The 26,080-nt window shown below is 47.1% G+C and carries 23 protein-coding genes, 1 tRNA gene, 1 pseudogene and 1 other annotated feature; of the genes and pseudogenes, 4 read left to right on the top strand and 21 right to left on the bottom strand.

Annotated features, from left to right (window positions below; translation table 11 throughout):
* Positions 1-403: 403 nt before the first annotated feature.
* The 15 genes and pseudogenes from rplL to H6F52_RS03485 all read right to left on the bottom strand — a co-directional run bounded on the left by rplL (position 404) and on the right by H6F52_RS03485 (position 13,225).
* Positions 404-796, bottom strand: coding sequence for a 50S ribosomal protein L7/L12 (rplL, locus tag H6F52_RS03550; protein WP_190415192.1), 393 nt, complete (start codon positions 794-796; stop codon positions 404-406).
* 131 nt (positions 797-927) lie between these two features.
* Entirely contained in the window at positions 928-1,506 is a 579-nt protein-coding gene (gene rplJ, locus H6F52_RS03545; protein ID WP_190531944.1) for a 50S ribosomal protein L10, read from the bottom strand.
* A 45-nt stretch (positions 1,507-1,551) separates the two neighbouring features.
* Positions 1,552-1,751, bottom strand: a sequence feature (ribosomal protein L10 leader region).
* A 92-nt stretch (positions 1,752-1,843) separates the two neighbouring features.
* Positions 1,844-2,560, bottom strand: a complete 717-nt coding sequence (rplA, locus tag H6F52_RS03540) for a 50S ribosomal protein L1 (protein WP_190415194.1) — start codon at positions 2,558-2,560, stop codon at positions 1,844-1,846.
* A gap of 99 nt (positions 2,561-2,659) precedes the next feature.
* Positions 2,660-3,085, bottom strand: a complete 426-nt coding sequence (rplK, locus tag H6F52_RS03535) for a 50S ribosomal protein L11 (RefSeq protein WP_190415195.1) — start codon at positions 3,083-3,085, stop codon at positions 2,660-2,662.
* A gap of 9 nt (positions 3,086-3,094) precedes the next feature.
* Positions 3,095-3,751 carry a transcription termination/antitermination protein NusG gene (gene nusG, locus H6F52_RS03530; RefSeq protein WP_190415196.1) on the bottom strand — a complete coding sequence of 219 codons (657 nt, stop codon included), beginning with the start codon at positions 3,749-3,751 and terminating at the stop codon, positions 3,095-3,097.
* Positions 3,748-3,972 carry a preprotein translocase subunit SecE gene (gene secE, locus H6F52_RS03525; RefSeq protein WP_190415197.1) on the bottom strand — a complete coding sequence of 75 codons (225 nt, stop codon included), beginning with the start codon at positions 3,970-3,972 and terminating at the stop codon, positions 3,748-3,750. Before secE ends, nusG begins: the two co-directional genes overlap by 4 nt.
* Before the next feature lie 324 nt (positions 3,973-4,296).
* Positions 4,297-4,369: transfer RNA gene (locus H6F52_RS03520), tRNA-Trp, on the bottom strand.
* A 92-nt stretch (positions 4,370-4,461) separates the two neighbouring features.
* Positions 4,462-4,824 carry a 50S ribosomal protein L19 gene (gene rplS / locus H6F52_RS03515; RefSeq protein ID WP_190415198.1) on the bottom strand — a complete coding sequence of 121 codons (363 nt, stop codon included), beginning with the start codon at positions 4,822-4,824 and terminating at the stop codon, positions 4,462-4,464.
* Positions 4,825-5,099: 275 nt separating this feature from the next.
* Entirely contained in the window at positions 5,100-6,212 is a 1,113-nt protein-coding gene (gene pstS / locus H6F52_RS03510; protein WP_190531942.1) for a phosphate ABC transporter substrate-binding protein PstS, read from the bottom strand.
* Positions 6,213-6,648: 436 nt separating this feature from the next.
* Positions 6,649-8,562, bottom strand: coding sequence for an iron uptake porin (locus H6F52_RS03505; RefSeq protein ID WP_190531940.1), 1,914 nt, complete (start codon positions 8,560-8,562; stop codon positions 6,649-6,651).
* 372 nt (positions 8,563-8,934) lie between these two features.
* Positions 8,935-9,192 (bottom strand): annotated as a pseudogene (locus tag H6F52_RS25630) (carbohydrate porin); the annotation flags it as partial.
* 18 nt (positions 9,193-9,210) lie between these two features.
* Complete coding sequence (locus H6F52_RS03500; RefSeq protein WP_242033839.1) at positions 9,211-9,801, bottom strand: iron uptake porin; 591 nt, start codon at positions 9,799-9,801, stop codon at positions 9,211-9,213.
* 147 nt (positions 9,802-9,948) lie between these two features.
* Positions 9,949-10,614 (bottom strand): phosphate signaling complex protein PhoU, encoded by a 666-nt coding sequence (gene phoU / locus H6F52_RS03495; RefSeq protein WP_190415204.1) that lies wholly within the window; start codon positions 10,612-10,614, stop codon positions 9,949-9,951.
* 340 nt (positions 10,615-10,954) lie between these two features.
* Positions 10,955-12,271 (bottom strand): ATP-binding protein, encoded by a 1,317-nt coding sequence (locus H6F52_RS03490; RefSeq protein WP_190429550.1) that lies wholly within the window; start codon positions 12,269-12,271, stop codon positions 10,955-10,957.
* A gap of 201 nt (positions 12,272-12,472) precedes the next feature.
* Positions 12,473-13,225 (bottom strand): response regulator transcription factor, encoded by a 753-nt coding sequence (locus H6F52_RS03485; protein WP_190415208.1) that lies wholly within the window; start codon positions 13,223-13,225, stop codon positions 12,473-12,475.
* A 170-nt stretch (positions 13,226-13,395) separates the two neighbouring features.
* On the opposite strand from H6F52_RS03485, the gene H6F52_RS03480 reads away from it, so the two are divergent.
* Positions 13,396-14,142, top strand: coding sequence for a creatininase family protein (locus H6F52_RS03480; protein ID WP_190415210.1), 747 nt, complete (start codon positions 13,396-13,398; stop codon positions 14,140-14,142).
* An 808-nt stretch (positions 14,143-14,950) separates the two neighbouring features.
* On the opposite strand, the gene H6F52_RS03475 is transcribed toward H6F52_RS03480, so the two are convergent.
* Positions 14,951-16,288, bottom strand: coding sequence for an MFS transporter (locus H6F52_RS03475; protein ID WP_190531938.1), 1,338 nt, complete (start codon positions 16,286-16,288; stop codon positions 14,951-14,953).
* Between the two features lie 562 nt (positions 16,289-16,850).
* A complete protein-coding gene (gene radA / locus H6F52_RS03470; protein ID WP_190531936.1) occupies positions 16,851-18,410 on the bottom strand; it encodes a DNA repair protein RadA in 1,560 nt (519 codons plus the stop codon).
* Between the two features lie 176 nt (positions 18,411-18,586).
* Here radA and rpaB point away from each other — a divergent pair, with 176 nt between their 5' ends.
* From rpaB to H6F52_RS03455, 3 genes are all read left to right on the top strand, one after another.
* Complete coding sequence (rpaB, locus tag H6F52_RS03465) at positions 18,587-19,315, top strand: response regulator transcription factor RpaB (RefSeq protein ID WP_190415215.1); 729 nt, start codon at positions 18,587-18,589, stop codon at positions 19,313-19,315.
* A 97-nt stretch (positions 19,316-19,412) separates the two neighbouring features.
* Positions 19,413-20,081: a cofactor assembly of complex C subunit B gene (locus H6F52_RS03460; protein ID WP_190531934.1), complete on the top strand. Its 669-nt coding sequence runs from the start codon at positions 19,413-19,415 to the stop codon at positions 20,079-20,081.
* 6 nt (positions 20,082-20,087) lie between these two features.
* Entirely contained in the window at positions 20,088-20,621 is a 534-nt protein-coding gene (locus tag H6F52_RS03455) for a DUF456 family protein (RefSeq protein WP_190427552.1), read from the top strand.
* A 205-nt stretch (positions 20,622-20,826) separates the two neighbouring features.
* Here the strand turns inward: H6F52_RS03455 and rfbB are convergent, their stop codons facing one another.
* The 4 genes from rfbB to H6F52_RS03435 form a co-directional block, all read right to left on the bottom strand.
* Positions 20,827-21,888 (bottom strand): dTDP-glucose 4,6-dehydratase, encoded by a 1,062-nt coding sequence (gene rfbB / locus H6F52_RS03450; RefSeq protein ID WP_190531932.1) that lies wholly within the window; start codon positions 21,886-21,888, stop codon positions 20,827-20,829.
* A gap of 51 nt (positions 21,889-21,939) precedes the next feature.
* Positions 21,940-22,965 (bottom strand): D-glycero-beta-D-manno-heptose-7-phosphate kinase, encoded by a 1,026-nt coding sequence (rfaE1, locus tag H6F52_RS03445; RefSeq protein WP_190531930.1) that lies wholly within the window; start codon positions 22,963-22,965, stop codon positions 21,940-21,942.
* Positions 22,966-23,192: 227 nt separating this feature from the next.
* On the bottom strand, positions 23,193-25,091 hold the full coding sequence (locus H6F52_RS03440; RefSeq protein WP_190531928.1) for a hypothetical protein: 1,899 nt from the start codon (positions 25,089-25,091) through the stop codon (positions 23,193-23,195).
* A gap of 246 nt (positions 25,092-25,337) precedes the next feature.
* Positions 25,338-26,057 carry a precorrin-2 C(20)-methyltransferase gene (locus tag H6F52_RS03435; protein ID WP_190531926.1) on the bottom strand — a complete coding sequence of 240 codons (720 nt, stop codon included), beginning with the start codon at positions 26,055-26,057 and terminating at the stop codon, positions 25,338-25,340.
* Positions 26,058-26,080 lie beyond the last annotated feature (23 nt).

The raw sequence follows: 26,080 nt of genomic DNA, 5'->3' as shown, positions 1-26,080 counted from the left end.
ATTTCTTGGTGAATTTGGTCTGTGGATTAATTGCCTATTGCCATCAGCCTAAGAAGCCCTCTCTCAATATCAATGCGTTTTTCCTCCCTTCGGCTTAACCCGAACTCAGGTTAGATTACCTAAAAAATCACCTCAAAAAAAAAGGAGCCTTCTTTAGACTCCTGAATCGTAATTCCTGTTTAGCTTCAGGAAATTACTTCATTTCTATTCGGTGATTTTTTGCTAAGTAGGCGGATGCAATTAAATTGAAGATTTTCGTAGATTTTCGTAGGTTAGCTGGAAAAACGCAAGGAAACCCCAAATCTGCATGAGTTACGCGATCGCTTTCCCATCCTACAAATAATTTATCCCGCCTACTGAATGGCTAATGGCTCATTGAAAAAAGCCATTAGCCATTAGCCTTTTACTTAACTGCTACCTTCGCGCCAGCTTCTTCCAACTGCTTCTTGATATCAGCAGCTTCTTCTTTGGCAGCGCCTTCTTTAACTGGCTTGGGAGTGGATTCTACCAAGTCCTTAGCTTCTTTCAGACCCAGACCCGTGATGGTGCGGACTACCTTAAGAATGGCAATCTTCTTATCAGCTGGGACATCTTCCAGAATCACGTCAAACGCAGTTTGCTCTTCAACTGGTTCCGCAGCAGCAGCAGCACCAGGAGCCGCCATCATCATCATTCCACCAGCAGGGGCAGCAGCACTAACGCCGAAAGCCTCTTCAATCTGCTTAACGAGTTCAGAAGCTTCCAGCAGAGTCAGTGATTTTAGTTGATCGAGAATTTGGTCAGTTGTAGCAGACATTTCAAAACTCCAGTAACGTTATTTTTGTTACAGCCTGCCTAGGCAAGCTTTGTTTGTGTAGCCGCGAATCCATTCTTTAGGCGTTTAGGTAGCTGCCTTCATCGGCAGACTTTGTACCTGTAACCGCCAATTTATTCCTCAGGCGCTGAGGCAGTAGCAGTTGCATCGCTTTCGCCGTTGCCACCTTCTTGCTGCTGCTCGGAGACCGCTTGTAGTCCTCTTGCCAGCGAAGCTGGAACTTCGTTGATAGCCACAGCAATCTTGGTTGCCAAGCCATTGATAGCTCCAGCAATTTGCGCCATGAGTTGTTCCTTGGAAGGCAAATCTCCCAGCGCTTTGATGTCAGCTTGGCTCAAAGCTCGACCTTCCATTACACCACCACGAAGTTCTGTCTTCTTAGTGGCTTTTTGGAAGTCTTGGTAAGCCTTAATTGCGCCGCTCAAATCGTCCTTGACTAGCAAGAAAGCAGAAGAACCTTTAAGGAATTCTGACATCGGTTGCCAGTTGGAATCACCCTCAATGGCAATTCCCATCAGCTTGTTCTTGCTCACCTTGCAAACGGTGCCGCTGGGACGCAGCCGCCGCCGCAAGTCCATAATCTCCGAAACTGATAACCCCTGGTAATCGATGACGATTGCCAGCTGAGCCACATTTAAAGTTTCTTTGATTTCAGCGACCATCGCCCGTTTATCTTCCGGCGTTCTACCCATGTATCTTTCACCTCCTTTAGAAAATGCAGAATGCCAAACCTAAAAAAGCCCAATTAAAAACCCCAGCGGTTGAGCCGGGGTTACGCAATATCCCAAGGAACCCTTTTCAGGGTTCGCATTTTTGGTGCAGCTTCTGCCATGTTGCGTGTGGCGAGAAGATTGACCTTAATGCGGTAAAGTCGCAAACCTAGGCAGGAAATTAAGCCATCAGCTCCTGCTGTCTCCGGCGCGTGCTATTCAGTTAATTGGGCTGAAAACTTTAAATCTTGCTCCTGTTGTTTACTCAATCGATTGTTCCTGTAAGGGTGGGAAACCCTTGCCCCTACAGGGCTGAATCTTAGGCAGCTTCAGTCAGCTTTAGATCGCGCAGGGCGTTGATGTCAATTTCAATCGATGGCCCCATTGTCGCAGATATGTACACTGTGCGCCAGTAGCGACCCTTGGCTCCAGAAGGACGGTTACGGTCAATCGTTTCCTGTAACGCCTTAAGATTCACGAGCAAGTCTTGAGTTGGGAAGGCAGCTTTGCCAAACAAAACGTGGACGATCCCAGTACGGTCAGCTCTGAATTCTAACTTACCAGCTTTAAATTCAGCGATCGCCTGCACTAGATCGAACGTCACCGTCCCACCTTTGGGATTGGGCATCAAGCCACGGGGACCGAGCAAACGTCCCAGTTTTGCTACCTGGGGCATCATATCCGGTGTCGCCAGCAGCAGGTCAAAATCCATCATGCCTTTTTGGATTTGGTCAATCAGCTCTTCGGAACCGGCAATATCAGCACCGGCATTGCTGGCTTCTTGGACCTTTTCCCCTCTGGCGATTACGGCAACTCGAATTGTCTGTCCAGTTCCTTTGGGCAAAGCAACGGTTGTTCGCAGCTGTTGGTCGGTATATTTGGGATCGATTCCCAGGCGGATATGCGCCTCAGCAGATTCAGGAAACTTGGCAGTGGCTGTCTCTTTTAAAAGGTTGAGAGCCTCTGTGGGTTCGTAGGGTCGATCTTCGACTTTCTTTTGCAGCTCTTGGAGCCTACGGGATACTTTCTTTGCCATATTTTTCTCCTGGGGTCACTAACGAGATGTTACCTCTCCCCCGATTGGGTTTACGTTGCCAGCTTTCCGCGTGCTTGCAATTAGCGAATCAAAGAATCGCTATTCGTTAATAGTAACGCCCATATTCCGGGCAGTTCCTTCCACAATTTTCATTGCCGCATCAATGTCGTTGGCATTGAGATCCGGCATTTTAGTTTGAGCAATTTCTTGCAACTGTGCCTTTGAAATTGACGCCACTTTTTTCCGGTTTGGTTCGTTGGAGCCTCGCTCAATGCCAGCTGCCTTACGAATCAGAACGGATGCCGGTGGTGTTTTAAGAACAAAGGTAAAACTGCGGTCTTCATAGACTGAGATTTCTGCCGGAATTACCATCCCAGCTTGATCTGCTGTTTTGGCGTTGTATTCTTTACAGAACGCCATAATATTGACCCCGTGCTGACCGAGCGCTGGTCCCACTGGCGGGGCAGGGTTAGCTTTGCCCGCATTAAGAGCTAGCTTGATGATTGCAACAACTTTCTTTGCCATCTTAACTATTTAGCTTTGTTTCTGAACCTGATTAAACTCCAATTCTACCGGCGTATTGCGTCCAAAAATGGATAGTGACGCCTTCAGCTTGCTTCTTTCTGGGCTGACTTCAATGACCTCGCCTTCAAAATCTTTAAACGCACCAGAAAGGACAATAATTTTATCTCCTGTAGCCAGATGAGTTTTCACTACTGGCTCTTGCTCGGTAGCTTGTTTAAAGATACGTTCGACTTCTGAAAAACTCAGCGGCAAGGGTTTAACGTGTCCGCGTCCCCGTCCGTAACGGCGTTTCTGTTCTGCACCGACAAAGTTAATCACGTTTGGGGTGTTCTTGACAACCTGCCAAGCTTCATCGTCCATCTCCAATTCACCATCTGCCCCAGGAGTTAGCCGCATCCGGACTAGCACGTAGCCGGGAAAGACTTTTTCTTCCGACTCCTTGCGAGTGCCATCTTTGAGCATTTTCAGGGTGCGAGTTTGAGGAATTTCCACCTGGAGAATGCGATCGCGAACATCAAGAGTTTGAATCCGCTGTTCTAAGTTTGTCTTGACACGCTTTTCACATCCAGATGCCACCTGAACAGCGTACCACCGGGATTTTACCGAGCCATCTGACGTGTCTTCGAGTTGATTGAAATCCTGTGGATTGTCGGTTGCAAAACTCATCCGAACACCTGCTTTGCTGCCCAAGCAAAGAAACCATCAACCAGATAAATTAAAACTGCCGAAAGAGTTACCATTAACAGCACAGCAGCAGATTCGCTGAGCAATTGCTGCCGACTGGGCCAGACGACTTTATTCAGTTCGTCTTTGGTTTCCTGAAAAAAGGTTGATATATTAAACCCAGTTGTTTTTGCTTCGCTCTCGGCTTCGTTTTTCTTTGCCACAATATCTCTCCCGTTAATACAGCTCTTGAGCAGTTCATTTCTACCGCTTTTAGCTGTGTACAGCCTAATGTGCTGCCAATCTACGCAGATACCGATGCAATCGTTGGGTCTAGCACCTGACTTAGGCAATACTGATGAACCACCTACACAACACAAGTCTACCCGAAAGTAAACGTTTTTGAGGCTGACTATGCAACCACAGGAATGCTTTCGGGCAGAGCTTTGATGCCTAAGTTCTGAGTCCCTCTATGTTTTCACTTAGTTGGCGCTGTTGCGCTACTTCGCGAACACTCTTCAGTTCTCAGTCCTGTTTTGTGATGAGAGCGCGCCCTGGAGGACTTGAACCCCCGACATCAGGTTTTGGAGACCTGCGTTCTACCAACTGAACTAAGAGCGCACAGGTGGATTTGAGAGCGAGAGGCTGAACTTTTCTCTATTTAAGTTTAACCCCTAGCGGCGTCAATCGGGAATAGCCTTGTCCAAATTGGACTACAGGCTACGGTCAAAGCGTTGTTTAACGCGAGTGGCTTTCCCGACGCGATCGCGCAGATAGTATAGTTTAGCACGACGCACCTTACCCCGACGAATAATCTTGATGCTTTCAACTCGGGGAGAATGGAGCAGAAATACCCGCTCAACGCCTACTCCCTGGAATACCCGCCGCACGGTAATCGTACAGTTAATGCTGCTCCCGCCCTTGGCAATGACGACGCCTTCATAGGGCTGCGTCCGTTCTTTACCGCCTTCCTGGATAATTACCCCAACCTTAACGGTGTCGCCCACATGGATAATGGGCAACTCTTTTTTCAGATGCTCCGCTTCAATCGAGCGGATGATTTCCTGAGCGTTCATTGGTTTCGCCAAAAAGTCACAGCCTTTAATCTTATATCAAGAGCTAGGTATACGTCTACCGGGAATCTCTGAATTTTGCCAAGTTTTTACTTTTGTAGGCGATATAGTGCTAGGCGAATTCAGGATTGGAAGTTCTAGATTCTAACTATCCAATCCCAAAAACTTCATTGTAAAGTCTTCATAGTCAAGTAGGGTAAGCAGTGCCTACTTGACTAACATTCTGGTTCAGAAAGGATTAGCCTCTTGCCGATTCGGGCAATATCTAACGCTGAAACTTACGGCTTGATGGTATCCACTGCTGCTTGAACTTTGGCGACAACAGGCTGGGGAAGAGGCACGTATCCTAGCTCTTCACTGTACTTTTGTCCTTCATTTAACGACCACTTCAAGACATCCTTGAGGGCTTTTGCCTCGTCAGGATTCTCATAAGTTTTGTAAGCCATGACCCAGGTATAGGTGACAATTGGGTAAGAATTCTCGCCGGTTGGGTCGGTGATAGAAACTTGCAAGTCTGCGGGCAGAGTCACTGCGGCTAGCGTGTTAGCCGCACTTTCGCTGGAGGGTTCAATAAACTTGCCCGCTTTATTTTCCAGCGCCGCTACAGGGATGTTTTGTTGCTTGGCGTAGCCGTACTCGACATAACCGATGGCACCATCACTTTGCAGGAGTTGAGCGGTGACACCTTCGTTGCCTTTGGCACCCACGCCGACAGGCCAGTTGACCGTTTTACCGTCGCCAGGACCACTTTTCCATGCCGGACTAATCGCACTCAGATGTTTGGTGAAGACTGCTGTAGTACCGCTACCATCGGAGCGATGGATAACAGTAATCTCCCTGTCTGGTAAATTCAGCCCAGGATTGGCTTGGGCAATTCTGGGATCGTTCCACTTCTTGATTTTGCCCAAGAAGATATCGGTGTAAACTGCACGCGGTAGCTTGAGACCTTTGACATCGGGCAGGTTGTAGGCTAGAACAATGCTGCCTGCTGTCATGGGTAATAACACGGCACCCTTGCTAACCTTGGTGATTTCCTCCTGTTTCATCCCCGTATCGCTGGCACCAAAGTCCACAGTTCCCTGGGTGAACTGTTCCACACCAGCACCGCTACCAACCGATTGATAGCTGACTTGGACGTTGGGATTCTGCTTGTTGTACTCCGAGAACCACCGCTGATACAAAGGAGCTGGAAAACTGGCACCGGCACCAGTTAAGGAGACGTTGCCACCGCCACCACCGCCTGCTGCCGCAGGAGTAGCGCTACCAGGGGTTCCTGCCGTTGGACTGGTGGTAGGAGTTGTGTTTGGCGACTGACAGGCAGTCACGCTGAGTGAGAGGGCAATAAAGGGAACGAGAAAAGCCCGTCGTGTTGAATGCATTGGAGAAAACATACTGAATCTTTGAGTCTTTAAAAAGCTGACGCTGAAGAATTGTCAAAAATGCTAGGTGCATGTTCTTTCCTGGCGGTTATTGTCGTTTTATTTACTGCCAGGAAGTAGGAATGAACTAGAGCAGATGAAAACCAACTCTACAAGATAGCGTATTTACAAAATTAAAATGCTACCCCTGCCGATCTTTATGCTAGTTCTGTAAGTTTAGGTAAAGGTAAGGCTTTGGTAATCTACAGGTTAAGCAAAGATGATGATTGCCAGCAGGAAAGCGCAGCTCGAAGGAGTTTTGAAGGCTTAGATCTGCACGCGAAGGTGCGATCGCATAAGTTCAGATAGGAGCGATCGCACGCAGCATTTTATTGGCGTAAATGTATCCTTTGTGGGGTCAGAGACGAGCGGGAGAGGAATCCCCCGCCCCTACCCGAAATATAGGTGCTTAGAACTTAAAGGTTGTTCGCAGCGTTCCTACGTAGAGTGTGTCGTTGTTATCGTTGTGTTCGGGATTAAGAATCACCAACAACCCTGGGGTGAGTTCAATGTTGTCAGTCAGCCGATAGCGATACAGAGCCTCTACATGATATGAGGTGTCCCGATCTTCATTGTTACTGACATCGTTGTCGGTCACTTTAGGCGGCATCCCAAATACGAAACCAAGTAGGTTCCCTTTTTTGCCCAAGTCTGGGAAGGCTAAGCTTACAGCCCAGTTCCAAATATCTGCATTAGATCCTGTAGTTGCAAGACCAACCGGACTAATTTCAGCTGTAGCTACTGAGTAACCTGCCCAGCCTGAGAGGGTAATGGCAGAACCAAGCCGGAAGCTTGCATTCAGTCCGTAGTGATTGCCTGAAGTCGCAATGTTCCCGAAGGGCCGGTTGGCAAATCTACTACCCGTACTCGACATGAAGCTGACGCCTTTTTCTTGGTTCTCATAAGTATGGGCGTAAACCAAACCCACATTCAGGGCGTCACTAGGACGGAAAACAAGTTGAGCTAAACCTGCATAGGCACCACTGAATTCCCCGTAACCGTTTGAAGGATCGTTGCCTCGAGGAGCTAGATAACCTAAAGAGAGGTTTAATGCCTTGCTAAAGTTGTAGGTCACAGTCAACCCAGTCCCCTCAGAACCTAGTCGGTATATGGGGTTGAAACGCCCAAATCGGGAGATGGAGCCACTTCCACTACTCTCAAAATTGGGGTTAAAGGTGTAGACGTTGTCATTGAATTCAACGTTGGCGGCATCAATTTGGACTAGGAGCTTGTCACCTAGAGGAAAACGATAGTAAAAGTCGTCGATTTCGAAATCATTCCCATTATTGCCGTCAAATCCCAAGCGGGTCATGCTGGTACCCGTAATGTTGGGTCTTGGGTTCGTTGATGACGAGCTACCGGCATCAAATTGAAAGATGTTTCTAGCTTGCAGGCGGGTTCGCAGGCGGTCTTTGCCCGTGAAGCTAGTGTCAAAATTCAAACGGGCACGGTCAGCAAAAATGAGGTTAGCGTCTATGTCGCCCCCGCCAGCCCTTTCTTCACCAAAAACGTCAGCAAGCGCAAAGATAACTTCGCCAGTCAGCTTAGTCGTTGTAGAGAATTGATGGCTTTCCAGAAATGCCGTGCGACCTTCTAAGTTATCTACTCGCGTTCTTAAGGTGGCTAATTCTGCCCCAAATTCATCAATTAGCCGCTGTAGCGTCGCTAAATCTTCTTTAGTGACAAAGTCAGCCGAACTTGCCGCAATCAGTTTTTCGATTTGCAGCAAACAGGCGTTCATCCCGGCGGCAAATTCATAACGCGACAGTGCCCGGTTGCCGCGAAAGGTACCATCGGGATACCCGGCGATACAACCATAGCGTTCTACCAGACTCCGCAGTGCTTCGTAAGCCCAATCCGTCGGTTCTACGTCTTGCAACTGCGAGACGTTGGTGACTTGATCCATTGAGTCGGTCGTCCCGACTTCATTAGTGTATTGGTCGATTTGTTCTAATTCGCTGTTTTGGCTCGTGGGGACAGCATCAGCAGTGGGTTGCGCGATCGCGTTATCTGCTAAAACTGGTTTCGGACTCACTAATTCAGCTTCGGCAACCGGCGTTTCTTGGGCAGACGTGCCGTTGGTGAAAACTGGAATAGAACTAATTTCTGGTTGAACAGCCAGTTCTTGAACAGGTGTCTGCTGCGCTTGCTGGGATTGGTCGGCTGGTTTTAATAAATCAGTCACCTGGTTAGTGGCAGCTATCGGCTCGCTCGCCATTTGAGTTTCAGGCGTCTGTGCGGCAAGCGTGCTACTGCAAACTAATAAGGATGCACCTAGGATCGCTGGCCCTAATTTTAGAGTATTCCACAAAATTTTAGACATCTAATCTCCTCACACCTAACTGAACTCAAGGGAAACAATCCCGGATTAACGGAACGCTATAGGGAGTCTTCTTGAGAAACTCCATCATTATTAAACATGAAACACTGCCAACTCAAGCTCAACATTGTCTTGTAGGCGACATAATTTCCTCTAATGCTAGTTGTGTCAGTTTAGGGATAGGTAAGGATTTGGTAATCTACAGGTTAAGCAATCCTGACAATCCGCTAGCTAGGAACCCAACAAATAAAGCCGATTTAGAGGCTTTCAAGTTGCGCTCCGAATCGGCAAGAGCAAAGTTGGCGATTAAGCGATTAGATTAGTTTATATGATTAGTTGTCAGTTGTGACTATCGATCCTCACCCTGACCGCTAATTAAAAGGTAAACGTTGTTCTAATCGTACCAATAATGATGTCATCATTATCTCTGTTTTGGTTAGGAGATGTCAGCCAGATACTGCCCGGAGTAATTGAGATGTTATTTATCATCTGATACTTATAGAAACCTTCAATGTGATAGGCAAAATCACGCTCGAAGTTTTCTGGGCCAGGAACATTTAGACCTCTGAGAGTTGGTTCGGCTCCAGCGATAATGCCAAGCAAATTGCCTTTTTTGCAAAAATCCGGTAAAGCAAGACCAAGGGCAAAGTTCTAAATGTCGGCATCGCCTAAGCCAATCAAACGAGCGTCAGTTTTGCCCACCCAGCCATTTAGAACAAATTGAGGGGTTAATTGGAAGGAAGCCTCTAACCCGTAAGAGTTGCTCGAAACGGGTCTGCTCAACTGAGCTTGGGTTAGACCACCTGTAGTCGCAGCAGCTAGCGTCGCTGGATTCAAATTGGCAAGACCAGTGCCAGTACCACCCATAGCAAAGCGGGGAGCATTATTGCCGCCATTATCATAGGCGTGAATGTAAGTGAATCCAACCTTAAATCGGTTAGTCCCAAAAACTAACTGTGCCAAACCTGAGTAGTTACCGTTAAAAACCCCGTTGTCATCTTCGGGATTGTTGGCTGTGTTGGAGAGATAACCTAAGTCCAACTTCAGAGCGTTGCTAATCTTGTAGTTCAAGCCGACACCAGCACCTAAAGGTCCAATCCGATAAATGGGGTTGCGTTCGGCAAAGCGGGATAGGGCATTATTGCCACCGCCATTGCCTTCAAAATACGGGTTAACTGTGTCAGCGTAATAGTGATGCAGTCCATTAGCAGCAGTGAGGGTAACAGTTATATCACTTCTCAATGAGAGGGAAATACAGCGATAGGGGTCTACAGGTAGCTAGCTGTAGACCCTTATCGCGAACTGTATAGAACGCAAGTAAAAAATGCTATATGAGTGCAAGTTTACTCTTAAATCAGTATGGGCACTGCCGTGCCGTGACTGTAGCCTTTAAGACCGGGTTCCCGTGACAATGTAGGCAACTCGTTGACCAATATTGGTGGCGTGGTCTGCCATTCGTTCCAAATGCCGAATGATCAACCCCATCAACAGAATCGGTTCAACCACCCCTTTGATATCCCGCTGAAAGGCTAAGGTTTGATAAACCGTTTCGTAAGCGCTATCCACGGCATCGTCTTGCTGCTTGACAGCTTTCCCGGCGGCTGCGTCCAAATCTGCCAGCGCGACTAAACTCGACGCCAGCATGGCTTGAGCATGATGGGACATTACCTCAATCTGCGGTAGGCAAGAATGAGGAGGGTAAGGAAAGAGTTTAATCGCAATTTCTGCTAGGTCTTTGGCGTAATCACCAATGCGTTCTAAGTCGCGCACCAGCTGCATACAAGCACTGAGTAAACGCAAATCCTGTGCAACCGGAGCTTCCAGGGTCATTAAAGTTGCACAATCTAGCTCGATTTGGCGATAAAATCGGTCAATTTGTTTATCCAATAAGGGAATTTCCCTAGCGGCTGCCAGGTTACGGGAAAATAAGGCTTGATGCGAGAGGCGAAAGGAGTTTTCTACTAAGGCTCCCATTCGCAAAACATCCCTTAATAAGCCCCTAGTTCTGCGATCGAAGTGTATCCGTTCCGTATGCACGTGTTTAGAGGAAAGCATTCACCTCTGCTGGTAGAAAAACAAAACGACTGTACTCTCTAAGATGGCTTAAATTTGTTGATTTGGCTGTATGCATATAGACTAAATGAAAACCTATCGTAGGATAGATGTAATTTCTAGGGGCTGATTTTGGAAGGTACAGTTAATAACTTAACGATCCAAGTTCAGTCGCTGAAACCCTTGAAAAATCATTTAGTCGAATCATACTTTGGTCATCTTAGTGTTTCAGAACCCTTTTAAATTGTGAGTTCTGTCTGACTAGCATGATTGGTTAATACTAATTTTCTTAAATGGTGCAAAAAACTCAAAGTGAATATCGAAACTGCAACGATGGCTAACCTTAAATTTCAAGCGGGGATTGAAAGGAAGGTAATTCAATTTGCAGCCATGCGCCGCCGGTTTCTGGATGATTCTTCGCTTTGACGGAGCCGCCATGAGCGATGACAATTTGCCGTACAATCGCTAAGCCTAAACCGCTGCCAGTCGTTACCACAACTGACAATTCTTCAGAAGTTCCAGAGGAGTTGTGCTGACGCCGCCTGGAGGGATCTCCTCGGTAGAGCCGCTCAAAAACATGGGGTAAATCGAACTCAGGGAACCCAATCCCTGAATCAATAATATTGATCTGAACCAAGTTAGGGATATCCTTATTCGGAATAAGATTTACTTCAACACGGATAGCTCCTTCAAGGGGACTGTATTTAATGCTGTTGTCGAGTAAGTTGAGAAATACTTGGGTGAGACGAGATGCGTCGGCTTTGATGAGTAAGGTGTCGGAACCAGAATAGCTGAAGCTGAGTTGCTTTTGTCGTGCTAAAGGCTCTATTGTTTCCCAGGCAGAGTGAATTAAGCTTCGCAGTTCTACTAATTTTAGGGTGAGGTGTTTGCTGGGATCTTGCTCTAAGTGGCTTAGTTCTAGCCAGTCTTGAACTAGGTTCATTAGTCTGTTGACTTCTGGCAGGAGGCGGTCAATTAATGAGCGCTCTTTTGTAGACTGCAAGCGTTTTTGCAAGGTTTCCGTTACCAAACGGATGGAGGTGAGGGGGGTTCTGAGTTCGTGGGCTAAATCAGAAACCCAGCGATCGCGCGATTGGGAAAGTTCGATTAAAGGTTGGCGATTTTCTAGAAAAACACCTACTTGTCCGTAGGCTAAGGGCAAGCTAGATGCGCGTAAAGTAAGCGATCGCATCTCCCCAATTACCGCTGCATCCGAACAATCTGGGTGAAATACCCACTCTTGTTCACAAGGCTTTTGCTGGTGTCGAGTTTGCTCAATTAGCTGATCGAGTTCATAGGATCGCACTAACTCCAGCAGCAAACGCACCTGTCCTGGTTCCCATCGATGAAGCTCTAATAAAATGCGGGCTTGCTCGTTGCACCAAATCAACTGGTTTTCTTCATCCACCTCCAGATAGCCGATGGGTGCCACTTGCAGAATCTCTTGATTCATTTGCAACTGCGTCTTTAGCTGAAGAGACTGCTGATTTGCCAAAGCAATTCCACTGCGTAGCTGCGAAACCAGCGGTAAAGATACCCCAATTACACTTGAAGGTAGCAACCCAAGAATTTGCTCTAACTGGCGGTAAAGCTTGTTCCGCCGCCAGATCCAAAACCCAATTCCTAAAGTTAGCCCCACAAAAAATGCGATGAGGGTCATTTAAGCTATCAGTTGAAAATACAAAGTTAGTAGAGGTGGGTGTCAATAAACGTAAGGTGAGATTGGCAATGGTTGGGGGGAATGATTCATAAAAACAGCGCCTCCTAACCATTGCCCGCTACCAGCCGTGTTTAGTTGTGCCCATCTACTGATGAAGAAGGAAGGTTGAAAATTCATACTTCCTTCTTCATATTGCATCTTTTAGCCGAACCGATAACCAAACCCACGTACCGTAATTACGTATTCTGGTTGGCTAGGGTCGCGTTCTAATTTTTCTCGCAACCAGCGAATGTGAACATCTACTGTTTTACTGTCCCCCACAAAATCTGGACCCCACACCTGATCGATCAGCTGCTCCCGCGACCAAACTCGACGCGGATAACTCATAAATAAGTCCAGTAAGCGAAATTCTTTAGGTGATAGGTTAACTTGCTCGCCCCGAACAATCACGCGACACTCTTGGGGATAAAGCGTCACATCCTTGAATTGCAGCACTGGCGCTTGGGGCAATCCGCCAAGTCGTTGGCGTCGCAATAAGGCACGACAACGGGCAATTAACTCCCGCATACTAAATGGCTTGGTTAAATAGTCATCGGCTCCCACTTCTAGACCTAAAACTCGGTCAGTTTCAGTTGCTTTAGCACTGAGAATCAAAATCGGGACTGGATTTCCTTGATACCGTAACAAGCGACAAAGATCCAAGCCATTGACCTGAGGAAGCATTAAATCGAGAATAATCAGGTCAAAGGGGAAATCTACCGTAGCAGGGGTCTCACCCTGAAGAAATGTCAAAGCGGTACGCCCATCGGCGGCTGTTACCACCTCGAAACCTTCCTCTTCTAGAGCCAAAACTATCATTTCCCGGATGAGATCCTCATCTTCAACAATTAAGATCTGGCTCGTTCGCCCTAATTCTGGACTAGATGGGTTCTTCGGGAGGTCGAGGGAAAGCATAATTGGGGAACTTGAGAGTGTAATTCCATCCTCATTCATACAACAAAATTGCTGCCTCAGAGATTCCTTTTCGAGTACATGACCCCTCAACCCAGCTAGGATGGAGTCGGTGCGCTGTTTCGCCCAAATTTATCTTTAGCGATCGCCCAACATTTCTGATTATTCTGATTATGCTGCTGCACTTAAGTACCTGGCCTGAAGTAGAAGTCTATCTCAACCGTTCTCAGGGGATAATTTTCCCGATTGGTTCGACAGAGCAACACGGGCCAACTGGGTTGATTGGGACAGATGCAATTTGTGCAGAAGCGATCGCGCGCGGGGTCGGCGAAGCGATTGACGCAATGGTAGCCCCTACTATCAATGTTGGCATGGCGCTGCACCATACGGCTTTTCCTGGCACAATTAGCCTGCGCCCCAGCACCATGATTCAGCTAATTCGAGACTATATCCTCTGTTTAGCTAGGGCTGGATTTACCAAATTTTTCTTTATTAATGGTCACGGCGGTAATATTGCGACGCTAAAGGCGGCTTTCTCGGAAACTTACGCTCATTTAGCTGATTTAAATATTCCTAATGCCCAGTTAGTGCAGTGTCAAGTCGGCAACTGGTTCATGTGCAGTTCTGTCTACAAGCTGGCAAAAGAGCTATATAAAGACCAAGAAGGTTCTCATGCCACCCCTAGTGAAGTTGCCCTCACTCAGTACGTCTATCCAGAAGCCATTAAACAAGCGCCCCTCTCAGATCAAGTCGCTTCTGGCCACCCAATTTATGGTGCTACTGATTTCCGTAACCGTTATCCCGATGGGCGTATGGGTTCTAATCCCGCTTTGGCAACACCCGAACACGGCAAGCAATTTTATGAATTAGCCGTAAAAGAACTCAGCAATGGATATCTGGAATTTTTGAATGCAAACTGAGCGCTTCTTTTCTTTATTTAGGTCTTTATTTAGGCAAATTGAGTAAAATCTGCTTAATTTCCTACTAGACCTATAAAATCGTTCTCGTTTTACGCTTAGCGGGCACTAAGAGTACACAATCCTGCCCACAAGACGATAAATGCCAGTATAGCTTTTCCAATATCCAGACCCGCTCCCAGCAATATTCCAAAAACACACCCTACAAACCCTAAAAGCAGGAACGCGCAAAAGAGCAAGCGGCGGTTGCGTCGGCTGATTTGCATGGGGTTTCCCAAAATCCATCCACTGTGCGTATCAAAATTTGTACGTGTGCTTAAAGGTGAGCTTTCGGAAGAGTTGTACATAATATTTATAAAATACAGGCGTCTACTTAAAAATACTTACATAGCTTGCTATGAATTCCCAGTAGGTTCACGGAATCTTTATCAAAAAAATATCTTGATTTACCTACAAATAGAGTAGGTAAAACTATAAAGCTGCTATTTCCTTGGCTTTAAGGAGTTTTGCTGAATATTAATACTTAACTAAATTATGAAGATTAGATAAAGCTTCCGTATTCTTCGATTTGTTTTTGTGGTTAGCAGAATATCAAACTTGGGCAGGATGTAAATGAGGACAGGTGTTTATTTAGTTACAGTTGTATAAAAATAGACAAGAAACAATTGGGGGCAATGCGATCGCATCCTCATCAGACAGAATCAGACAGAGTGCAAGCGATCGCGCTCAAGAATTTGTCTTTGTTTGCACTTGCCCGGCCATTTCAAAAATTGTTGCCTAGTATCTTCTATTTACAAAGCCCAAAAGCCACTCAGGACGTTTTGGCTAATACAACAGGCTGTAGTTGCCAAAGCAACCATGCAGTGAATGCTGTCAATAGTGCGCCTATCCCAAAACAAACGCTATACCCAAAGGTAGCAGCAAGGTATCCGCTTCCCAAGCTACCCAGTGCGCCTGATGCCCCAATTATTGCGTTGTAAAACCCAATTGCCGAACCTTCCTTGTCTTTGCCAGCCAGTATACCCACTGCCGTGCTACTAGATACAGCGATCGCTGCCCAAGTAATACCGCTTAATATCTGGGCTAATCCAACGAACGCCAGACTGCTCGGTTGAGGCGGAATTAAAGCCAACAAGACAAAAATTCCAAAAACGCCACCCCTGAGAGCGGTAGCCTGCGCTTGGAGTTTGATACCAGGTCGCTGATGCACCCAATGACCGACAGGAACGTACAACCAAGACTCTATTGTTGACTTAACTAAGGCAATCAAGAATACCTGAGTATTCGTAGCTTTTAATGTGTTGGTGAGAAAAACCGGGAAGGGCACAATAACCAGGTTGATGGCAACGAAAAATAGTAAAGAACATAGATAATAACGCCCTAGAGGGCTTCCTAGGGGCTGAACCGCTTGGCTCAGAGAGCTTGGGCGCAGTACAAAGTAGAGGGCGCGGGATGGGTAAAAAACTGCTCGCCTTTCAATCACTCCTACAGTCAATTGCCCTAGCAGTTTCGGATTAAATTTTCGGCGTTGGCGAACAAACTTGGGTTCTTTTACCCAAAGAAAGCACAGAAGTAAGCTCAGCGACGAAACAACACCTGCAAATAATAATAATCCGCGCATTGCTGCAACATTACTCACGAATTTGGAAGCAAAGTTGAGCCAGGTCATCCCGAATAGAACACTAGCGACAAAACTCCATCCTGTTACCTGATAGAATTTACCGAAGAACTTAGGCCACTCCTGTTCGGGAAAACTATCCAGTACTAATGCTGAACCTACTGGGGTAATCGTTGCCATGAAAAAGCCCCCCACACTGCCAAGAATTAATACTTGTGAGAGGTTATCGCTAAAGCTGAGCATTGATGTGCAGAGAGTGAATCCCAGAAATCCCAATATTAAGAAGGGAGTACGATAGCCCATCTTATCTGATAGGTTGCCCCATAAAATGAAGGCAAACATACCTACTAGGGCGATCAGTGAGTTTACTTTAGCGACATCAGCGACGGTTCCCCCTACTACCTGAATGATAAATAGGGGCATTAGTATAATTAGTAGACCTTCGCCTATTTTATAAGGAACAAAAGCGAAAAACCATAATGGAACTGAGCTTTCAAGCTTCCATGCGTTTTTCTTGGTAGTAATATTCATTGCTAAATTAAACTGAATCTGGGTGCTGGATTGGCTGTAACTCTCTGTTAAGGTTTACCAGAGTTCTTCATCAATAACAGGATCGATTATCTGCACCCAGACGGTTAATTATTATTAACCCTTTTCTTAATTCAGCCTATTTTTTTGTATTTGTGCATCAGTAATATTACGGATAAAATTGCGGATAAATATTAACAAATAAAACTATTTAGTTTTATAAAAAGTTTATTTTCTTAAGGGATTGAAAGTTAAATTTCTATAATTGGGAATATAAATAAATTCATTTTTTTGAGCCAATATACAGCAAGCCTAAATGATGCGGGAAAGCGAGATCCCTGACTTCCTAGAGAAGTCGGGGATCTGAAGAGCTGGCTCACAACTCAAATAGAATTGCTATATTCGCTTTCTCCTTGGTTCCGCTTAATAACGGTTTTTGAGAGAGCGTATATTGCAAAAATTGGAGAAATGGATAGATTCCAAAATGATACAAGATGCTTAAAAAACGCAATAAAGGCGATCGCGCATCATTCCCCAAGCGCTACCACTTGCACCTTAATGCCGTCTATTCATCATCATCATCTAGCATTTCTTCATCATCATGATGATGAGAGGCTGGGATAGCAGCAATGATGGCATCGATAACTTTGGCGACGGGTACAATTTCTAATCCCAATTCTGGGAAAGTTTGCCCTTTGGGGACAATTGCTCGCTTAAAGCCTAGTTTGGCGGCTTCTTTCAGGCGCAGTTCCATTTGGGAGACAGCGCGGACTTGTCCGCCTAAGCCGACTTCGCCAATTAAGACAGTGCGGGGATCGACGACGCGATCGCGAAAAGAAGCCACAACTGCGATCGCCATTCCCAAATCAACAGCGGGTTCTTCTACACTCAAACCGCCCGCTGAAGCCACATAAGAATCTAATTTAGATAAAGGGATGCCGACTCGTTTTTCTAATACTGCCAAAATTTGTAGCAGTCGGTTGTAATCAACACCCGTCGTTGAGCGGCGGGGGGAACTATAACTGGTTGGACTCACTAAGGCTTGCAGTTCCACGACAATCGGGCGAGTGCCTTCGCAAGCGACGACAAGAGCGGTACCCGGAACCACTTCGTCCCGATTGCCCAAAAATAACTCCGAGGGATTAGAAACTTCTCGGAGTCCTCGATCTGCCATTTCAAAAACGCCAATTTCGTGAGTTGCGCCGAAGCGGTTTTTGACAGAACGCAGAAGCCGGTGAGACGCAAAGCGATCGCCTTCAAAATACAATACGGTATCTACTAGGTGTTCTAGGACTTTTGGCCCAGCGATCGCGCCCTCCTTGGTAACGTGTCCCACAATCAGCAGGGTGATACTCTCTCTCTTTGCCACCTTCATCAATGCAGCAGTACATTCCCGCACCTGCGCCACCGATCCCGCTGCCGACGTTAGAGACGGTAAGTAAATCGTCTGCACGCTATCAATTACTGCCACATTCGGTTTCAGAGATTCCAACTCCCTGATAATCTCTTCTAAATCGGTTTCCGCCAGCACATACAGATCCGCACCCGCTGAGATAGATGTCACCGGAGTCTCTACAGATGTCTCTACAGATGTCTCTACAGATGCCTCTATTTCTGGCTGGAGAGACACGCGATCGCCGTTTTTTTCCCGATCCGGATTCAGGTTGCTAACACCCAAACGCGAAGCTCGCAGTTTCACTTGTTGTCCCGATTCTTCCCCGCAGACATAGAGAATGCGATACATCTGCGACATCTGATTCGCCGTTTGCAGCAGCAGCGTTGACTTACCAATGCCCGGATCGCCACCAATTAACACCAAAGAGCCAGGAACAACCCCCCCGCCCAGTACGCGATCGAATTCTCCATAACCAGAAGTCCATCGCTCCTGATACTTGTCGGTAATTTGCGCGAATGTCAGCGATGCCCTCGCCTGGGGTGCTTTGGCAGCTAATTTTCCATTGCGCTGTGAGCTTTGCAAACCCCGGCTGGGAAGGGAAGAATTAAGCTGGGACACAAACTGCTCTTCCAGGGAGTTGTAGGTGCCGCAGACGGGACACTTGCCAAACCATTGTGAAGATTCTGACCCACATTCGTTACAAACATAGTTAGTTCGCGGCTTTGCCATGCACCATTCTCGATTTGTTAAAGAATCTTAATAAATCGCAAGGAATAAGAGAATATAAAAATCCAGCAACTGTGAGGATTTCAGGCTTTCCAAACCGACTAAACAGAATGATATCTTAATGTAATGGTATCTAAAATTAACGATTAGAAATCGGAACTTAAGGAGCGTTGACGAGCTTGGAAAGCCATAAAGAAAAAATTCTGGTAGTTGACGATGAAGCTAGCATCCGTCGCATTCTGGAAACGCGCCTTTCCATGATTGGCTACGATGTTGTGACGGCTGCCGATGGAGAAGAAGCGCTGGATACCTTTCGCAATGCCACTCCTGACTTAGTAGTTTTGGATGTGATGATGCCAAAGCTAGATGGCTACGGCGTCTGTCAGGAATTGCGGAAGGAATCGGATGTGCCAATTATCATGCTAACGGCTTTAGGGGATGTCGCCGACCGCATCACTGGTTTAGAGCTGGGTGCAGATGATTACGTTGTCAAGCCTTTTTCACCTAAGGAACTGGAAGCCCGCATCCGCTCTGTGTTGCGGCGGGTAGACAAAACGGGTGCCTCTGGGATTCCCAGTTCTGGGGTCATCCATGTCGGGAATATCAAGATTGACACCAATAAGCGGCAAGTCTATAAAGGCGATGAGCGAATTCGGCTTACCGGAATGGAGTTCAGTCTGCTGGAGTTGTTAGTCAGCCGTTCTGGAGAACCTTTTTCCCGTTCTGAGATTTTGCAAGAGGTGTGGGGATATACGCCAGAACGCCACGTAGACACTCGCGTGGTGGATGTGCATATCTCGCGCCTTCGGGCAAAGTTAGAGGACGATCCAAGCAATCCAGAGCTAATACTGACGGCGCGAGGCACTGGCTATCTGTTTCAACGGATCATTGAGCCGGATGAAATCTGAACTGAAGGATGAAGAATGAATTACGTTAAAAGGTGAGAAAATTTCTACTCTTTTATTCCTACTCATTCCTCAGCCCTCAATCCTCAGCACTAAGAAAATGGCTAAGCCAGATCAAAATCAGGTTTTACGACAACTTCCTTTTGTGGTTGGTGGGTTGGCAGGGGTGCTGCTGTTGATTAACCGTTTATTGACACCGCAGCTAGCGGATTCTCAAGCTCGTTCGGATGCGTTGGGCGTGATAGTCAGTGCGGTGTTAATTTTAACGGGGTTACTGTGGCAGCAAGTACAGCCGCGCTCGCCCGAAGCTGTCGAATTGATTGGCGAGGAAGGGTTTGAACTAGCACCCGACTTACCGGAAGCCGTAAAGATAGAACTGGCTTGGGCATCGCATCTGTTGCTTACGAACACTGGGACGCGATCGCTCGTCGTTTGGTACAAAGGACGAGTGTTATTGCGGCGGGGTATCTTAGGCGTCAACCCAGAAGTAAAACCAGGGCCAATTTTACAGCGGGTGTTGGAAAAACAAAAACCCGTTTATCTAGTGGCTCTAAAAATATACCCAGGACGGATTGAATTTGACTATCTACCAGAGAATACTCAAGGAGCGATCTGTCAGCCGATTGGCAATCAAGGCGTCTTGATTTTAGGTGCCAATGCTCCGCGCAGTTACACCCAGCAAGATGAAAACTGGATAGCTGGGATTGCTGAAAAATTAGACGTTACTCTCAGCTACCACTTAGATGATGTTGCACCCGCTGGAATTTAAATATACATGACGATTCTCTACTGGCTTCTCGTTGTCCTCATGCTCGTTGGCGTCGTGGGCGCAGTGGTTCCCGGCATTCCTGGAACCAGCTTGATTGTGATTGCTATTGTGGTTTGGGGAGCCGTTCACAGTTTTAGCAGCGTGTCTGTGGCGCTGGGCGTTGCTATCCTAGTGTTGCTACTTAGCGTTGGCGTCGATCTCTTAGCAACCTACTTGGGGGCGCAACAAGCAGGGGCTAGCAAGTGGGGGCAGATTGGAGCCATTGTTGGCTTGGTGTTGGGCTTTTTGGGATTGTTACCCGCTTTTCTGGTTGCGGGTCCACTAATCGGAATTTTGATCGGACCGCTACTGGGAGCGATTACTGGAGAGTTTCTCTACCGACGCGATTTGGAATTTGAGCCAAGAATCAAGCTAGCGCTGAAAGCCGGGATAGGCATTGTGGTGGGTTCGCTGATTGGAAATTTGATTCAGGGATTACTCGCGATCGCCGCCGTGAGCGTTTTCTTATACACAACTTGGCCCTTTGGATCTGGGGCATAAGAAACTTAAATCGAATTGCACTGGCTTAAGCTTAGCCTTACCCACAGCTCTGCCCTGAAACAAATTTCGGGCTAGCTAATCCCTAAAGTTAGCTAAAGCCAACTAGATAGCGATTTCAACTCGTTTCAATGGGTTTGCGTGGTGAAGGCAGAAATTTATTTTACGGCTCTTAAATCAGTGCCATTCGAGTTAAGGTAGGAACCTTTTAAGAAACATAAACCTGGCGATAATAGGCTTGGTACTCCTCAGACAGTAATGGTTCCCACCAATCGCGGTGAGTGAGATACCATTCAACAGTGCGTCGTAAACCTTCTTCAACCGTTACAGAAGGAGTCCACCCTAACTCAGTTTTTAATTTAGTGCTATCAATCGCATAGCGACGATCGTGCCCCGGTCGATCCTTCACAAATGCGATCAATTTTTTGCAAGGATGCACGGGTAAATTAGGTGCTAATTCATCCATTAGCTGGCACAACATATTAACTAAGTCAAGATTTTTAACTTCATTATTGCCGCCAATATTGTAGGTTTCGCCCAGTTTGCCGTGATGAATCACTACATCCAAAGCGCTACAATGATCGCCAACATATAGCCAATCCCGGATATTCTGCCCATCACCATAAACAGGCAAAGATTTGCCGATTAAGATATTGATGCACATCAAGGGAATGAGCTTTTCAGGAAACTGATAAGGGCCGTAATTGTTAGAGCAATTGGTGATAATGGTGGGGACGCCATAGGTGTGGTAATAGGCGCGGACTAAATGGTCGCTACCCGCCTTCGATGCGGAATAGGGACTATTTGGGGCATAGGGCGTTGTTTCTGTAAATGCGCGATCGCTAGGATTGAGGCTACCGTAGACTTCATCGGTGGAAACATGAAGAAAAATTCCCTCTTGTCTTGTTTCCCAATGTTTCCGAAAAGCTTCTAATAGGGTGAATGTGCCGACAATATTGGTTTGAATGAAGGCACCGGGACCTAGAATTGAGCGGTCAACGTGAGATTCAGCGGCGAAGTGAGCCACTGTATCGATATTTTCTTCTTGTAATAGCGAGTCTAATAAAGCGCGATCGCAGATATCCCCCTTTACAAACCGAAAATTTTCTTGCCCCTCCAAGGACACCAAATTATGCCGATTCCCTGCATAAGTGAGCGCATCTAATACCACCACTCGATCGTTAGGGTAAGCCTCACACCAATAATGCACAAAATTGGAACCAATAAACCCAGCCCCACCCGTCACCAACAACCGACGGCTTCCTCTCATCAAACTCTCTCCTTTTCTTCCCTCTGCGTCTTTTGCGTCTTTGCGGTTCGTTTATTCTTCTTCTAACAACGCCAGCAAAGCCGCCTTCATCTCTTCTGGGCTAGTGGTTGCCGTTCCAAATTGGCGTACCACGATGCTAGCCGCCAAATTTCCCAACACCGCCGCTTCCCAAAATGATGCCCCAACAACTAAGCTTAGCGTCAGCGCCGCCACCACAGTATCTCCAGCCCCAGTCACATCAAACACATCGGTACGGTTGAACGCTGGGATATGCTGCTCCGTCCCGTTGCGGTCAAACAAACTCATGCCCTCTTCACCGCGAGTAATCAGCATTTGCTGAGCTTGAGTCAGTGCCAAGAGGTCGCGTCCAGCTTGGGTGATTTGCCCAGACGCGATCGCATACCCCACCGCTTGCTCCGCCTCCGGCAAATTTGGCGTAAACAGCGTCGCTCCTTGGTATCTTTGGAGACCGACTTGAGCATCCACTATTGTCTTCTGGTGAGACAACGCCGCCTCAATTACAGGCTGAGTAAAAACGCCATCGCCATAATCTGAGCAAACTACTGCATCCACTGTATCTAGATGTTGCTGAATATACTCAGCAAGCTGTAGCTGCAAATCTGGATCTGGCAACTCATCCGATTTCCGGTCAACTCGTACAATCTGCTGAGTCACCGACTGCCGAGCATGACCAGAAATCCGGGTTTTCGTCACCGTCGGGCGGTCTGGATCGAGCAACATTCCACTGGTATCAATTCCAGATGCCTCAAAGATATGGCGCAATGCTTGCCCTTGGTCATCCTTTCCGACTAATCCAGCCACCTTCACCTGTGCCCCCAGCGTTGCCAGGTTATAGACGGCATTTGCTCCACCCCCAGGTACCTGCCGGGTATTTTCGTGGCGCAGAATCAACACAGGTGCTTCACGAGAAATTCGTTCCACTTGACCCGTCAGAAACTCATCGAGGGTGAGATCCCCGACAACCAGCACCCGTGCTTGGGCAAAGTTATCCAGTAGCTGAATTAAGCGCTCAGATGAATTTTGCAGCTGAGCCAAGAAGGAAGCATCTAAAGCCATAGAGGAAGTCGCAAAAGTCCAAGGGTTTATTATCCTGCAAGAGGGCGCTTTTAATGAATCCAGATGGATTCCAACCACTAGCCGCTTACTCCCACGTGAGTTTTGAGTTTATTGAGAGTTGTAGGCTAGCTTGAAGAACGAACCTCAACACGCATAAGTATTGGTTGGGGTTCGTTCCTCAACCCAACTGACTGTCTAATACTGTCTTCGCTTCTTGTGAACTATGTTCAGGGTGTCTGTTGAGAATTTTGAGAATCCGGAGATTCTTGTGGTTTTCTCGGCTCAGGTGAGTTTTGAGAATTTTGAGAATCTTGCGGTTTTTTGGACTCCGAGGATTCTTGAGATTCCCGTGGTTTTTGAGACTCAGAGGATTCTTGAGAATCTCGTGGTTTTCTAGAATCTTGAGCTTCTTGAGAATCTCGTGGTTTTCTCGGCTCAGGGGAGTTTTGGGAATTTTGAGAATCTCGTGGTTTTTGAGACTCAGAGGATTCTTGAGAATCTCGTGGTTTTCTAGAATCTTGAGCTTCTTGAGAATCTCGTGGTTTTCTCGGCTCAGGGGAGTTTTGAGAATTTTGAGAATCTCGTGGTTTTTGAGACTCAGAGGATTCTTGAGAATCTCGTGGTTTTCTCGGCTCAGGGGAGTTTTGAGAATTTTGAGAATCCCGCGGTTTTTGAGACTCAGAGGATTCTTGAGAATCTCGTGGTCTTCTAGAATCTTGAGCTTCTTGAGAATCTCGTAGTTTTCTCGGCGCAGGTGAGTTTTGGGAATTTTGAGAATCCCGTGGTTTTTGAGGCTCAGAGGATTCTTGAGAATCTCGTGGTTTTCTAGAATCTTGAACTTCTTGAGAATTTCGAGCTTCTCGTGAAGCTGTCATCGGCGGACAATCTTTTTCGTTGTACGCAAACTTGACCTGAACAACATAAACTTGTTCCTTTGCACCAAAAGAATGAGCCTTAACGACTTCCTGCGCTTTCTCATTCAAAATGTTGTAACCAGAACTCCTAAGCAGTTCGGTCGTGACACTACCTTTAGCATCCACCTGCGCCCCAACTAAAGCAGTTGCTTCCGGCTTCTTAATAAAGCACGCACGAAATTGAGAAGTCAGCGTAATTTCTTGTTCTTTCGATGGGACTTTGTTGAGTCTAGAACCCCAACCCGCTAACTTTTGTCTGTAATCGTCATCACGAGTGCCATTGCCGTCATAGGCGTAGTTTCGACGTTGCTGCCGTATATCAGCAAGGACTTGCTGCCGTTGCAGTTCGCGCCGCGCCATTGCTATTTGTTGTGGAGAAAGAGGAGGCGTCTGTTGTCCGGAAGTCGCTGGAGGTTGTTGCTCAGAATTTTTAGACGTTTGTTGTTCGGAATTCGCTGCTATTTGTGGTTCCGAATTCGGTGTCTGTTGTCCAAAATCAATTGACCTCTGTGGCTTGGGATTGCTAGGCGTCTGTTGTCCAAAATCGATAGGGGGCTGTTTTCCAGAAGATTCCTCAGAAGGGTTGAAAGGTGTCTGTTGATCGGAAGTGGGCGGTGGCGGCGGAAATAGAGCGGAAATGTCGTCCTGCCCCGGCTGGACACCAGCGGGCAATCCCTGAAACAGGCGACGGCGAATCTCTTGCTGTGTAACTTTCCGAGAACCCGATTGGGGAACTTTGGGGGGATCGGGAAGCCGTCCTACGATAAAGTTTGGGTTGTTGGGATTGAAAGGATTTTGCCTAGCTCTTTGCTGACGGCGATCGCTCGATCTCTGAAAAATCTCCGGCAACCCAGCCCCAGTGTTAGGTTGCGGTGTGGAGTTCAGCGGAAATTTGTAGGGTGGGGAGCTAGGGATCGGCGGCAATACGGAAGACGGCGGCGGCAAAGGTGGCAACAGCTGGGTTTGGTTGGGACTCGGTGGCAGCGACACGGGCGGCGGTGCAAGTTGCGGAATGCGGCTTTGCTCTGCCGGTGTTAACTCCACAACTTTGACAGTCCCTCGCGGCTTCTGCTCTTCCGGTTTGGAGGACGCGGATAAACTGGGAAGGGTCATCGCCAGCACTCCGTGGATGCCCACGGAAGCCAAAGCTGCAATCAGAGGCGGCTGAGTTAACTTTTCAGGCAGGTTTCTAATGAATGAGAGATAGGACATAGCAGGTAAGTTACACTCCTCAGCGACAGGACAGGCTGGGAATCAGGTCAGGTGGGTACGTGCGGCAAGCACGCGATCGCGATCAAAACAAGCACTCCGCTTTTATATTAGTTTCAGATTCTGAATTTTAATCTCAATTATTTCAGTCTAAAATGCTTAAAAGTTAATTTTCAGGTTCTCTGACCCAATCGCCAAGACTGGAAAAAAAGCCCAAAAGTTGCCACTCTCCTCAAGTTCCTGAAGAAATTAATCCACTGACTCGTTTACTTGCACAATTAATAAAGAAAAGTAAGGCAATTTCAGATTCGGGCGATCTCTTAACCCCGCATAAATTACCTGCTCTGGTAGCGTTGCCCGTTCCACTACCCAGCTACGTTCCAGCAACCCACGCTGCTGCAACACTTTCCAAACTTGCTCGTAAACTGAACTCACTTTCATCAGCACCACCACATCTGCCCATTCTAAAACGGCTTCCAGCTCTCCTACCGTGTAGATCGCTGGTAACACAACGAGGCGCTGAGCGCGAATTGTCAGTGGAATTCCTAACACTGCTGCCGCCGCCAAAGGGGAACAGATTCCCGGCACTGTCTGCACTATTACTTCAGGATGCAGTTGTTGCAGCGTCTGCGCCAAATAGGTGAACGTGCTATAGAAACTGACATCGCCTTCCGAAACAAAAGCCACATCTTGACCCAATTTTAGAGATTGCCAGACTTCTTGGGCTGCCACTTGCCACGCCTGAGTCAAAATCTCGCTTTCTTGTACGTAAGGAAAAGTTAACGCTAATTGCACTTGGCGGGGATTCAACCATTGAGCCACCATCTGCTGAGCGATTCCTGGCTTACCGTGTAACCCAGCGGGAAAAGCCACCACCGGCACCCGTTGCAAAATACCGAGTCCCTTCACAGTAATCAGTTCTGGGTCGCCGGGACCCACGCCAATGCCGTACAAGATACCTGATTGCACAATAAAATTTAAAATCTAAAAGC

The sequence above is a fragment of the Coleofasciculus sp. FACHB-542 genome (assembly GCF_014695825.1).
GTDB lineage: Bacteria > Cyanobacteriota > Cyanobacteriia > Cyanobacteriales > FACHB-T130 > FACHB-T130.
Note: the sequence above shows the minus strand (reverse complement) of the source record. Positions and strands in the feature narration are given on the sequence as shown.